Origin of the sequence: Lacihabitans sp. CCS-44 (genome assembly GCF_024343735.1) — a bacterium.
Taxonomy (GTDB): Bacteria; Bacteroidota; Bacteroidia; order Cytophagales; family Spirosomataceae; genus Leadbetterella.
Genome location: NZ_RJUE01000040.1, coordinates 1 through 1,433, shown reverse-complemented (window position 1 = coordinate 1,433; position 1,433 = coordinate 1). Strand labels below are relative to the sequence as shown.

General features: G+C 39.8%; 1 protein-coding gene. It reads right to left on the bottom strand.

Annotated elements, in window-relative coordinates; genetic code table 11:
• On the bottom strand, nucleotides 1–1,433 hold a 1,433-nt coding region (locus EGI26_RS07230), incomplete at both ends, for an Ig-like domain-containing protein (protein ID WP_255077359.1).

Sequence of the window (1,433 nt, the reverse complement as noted above, 5' to 3'; positions counted from 1 at the left end):
AACAGCTACTCCACCTACATATAAGGTTCCCAATGTTGGTAAGGTCTCTATTCTGTAGTTCGCAATCGTTCCATCTGTATCTGTTGCGGTCAAGGCATTGATGGCCGTTTGACCTGCCGTTGATGCTATCGCCGCATTGCTGTCGTTGTTCGCTACTGGAGGATTGTTGCTCACTGGAATGCTTATTGTGGCTGGTGTTAAATCTTCAGCACTGTCATTGTCAATAGCTGTAAACGTAAAGGTATCGGTACCGACATAAGTCCCATTTGGAGTGTATCTTAAATTACCCAAATCAAAAGGATTTATCAATTGGCCAACAGTAACTGCAATACCAGCAGAATCTAATGTACCTTGAGATGGTAAACTGGTAATTTTGTAAGTAGAAATTGTTCCATCGATATCCGTTGCTACTAAAAGATTTAGCGTTGTTGCTCCAGCATTAACTGCCACTGAAGGATTTGTATCATCTACTGCTACTGGAGGATTGTTTAAAGCCGTCAAACTTACTGTTGCTTCATTACTTGTATTTCCAGCAGCATCTTTCACATTATAAGTGATAGGTGTAGGACTAAGATAAAACCCACTTTCGGCAGTGAATGTAATTTCTCCAGTCGTCAAATTAACTGTCCAAACTCCTTCTCCAGAAACAGTTTTGGTTTTTCCATTTGAAAGAGCATCTGCTCCTAGTATTTCAACGGTTGTCGGTTCAGCCGTGTCACCAGTATTATCATTTGCTACAACATCTAAGGTCTTGAAAGTTCCAGCAAGAAATGTATCATTATCGTTTGTTGCTACGGGAGGTACATCTCTCCAATCTCTATCTCCTCCAATGTTATGGTCAGGATAACTTGATGGAGTTGTGCCATTGGTTACATTGTTTGTACTTGTTAGTCCACTTATAGTGTCGTATTCGTCAAGCAAGCCGTCAATATCTGAATCCACTGCTCCAAAATAAGCTTTTTCTGAACCATCAATAATAAAATTACCGTTTGTATCAAAACCCTCTAATCGATCCCCTTTACCATCATTATCGGTATCAAGATCTAAATAATCGGCCGAATCTGTACCATCAAGATTTACTGGGGTAATTCCGTTCCCTCCAAAAGATGAAGAATTATCATAAGGATCATTTAGTCCATCTCCATCAGTATCAGTTGCTGAATATGCAATATAACCGGCCGTCGTTTGTGATTCTATATTATCGACAATTCCATCATTATCAGCGTCAATATCTACATAATTTGATCTTCCATCTGAGTCAGTATCAGTCAAAGGCAATCCTGTTCCATCAACGATATCTGCTAATCCATCATTGTCTGTGTCTGTTATTGCCAAGCCTGTTCCTGTTCCAATTTGTCCGTTGTTGTCTGGATCTGTCCCACCAGCTTCAACTATATCTAATATACCATCGTCATCACTATCCAAATCTAGAT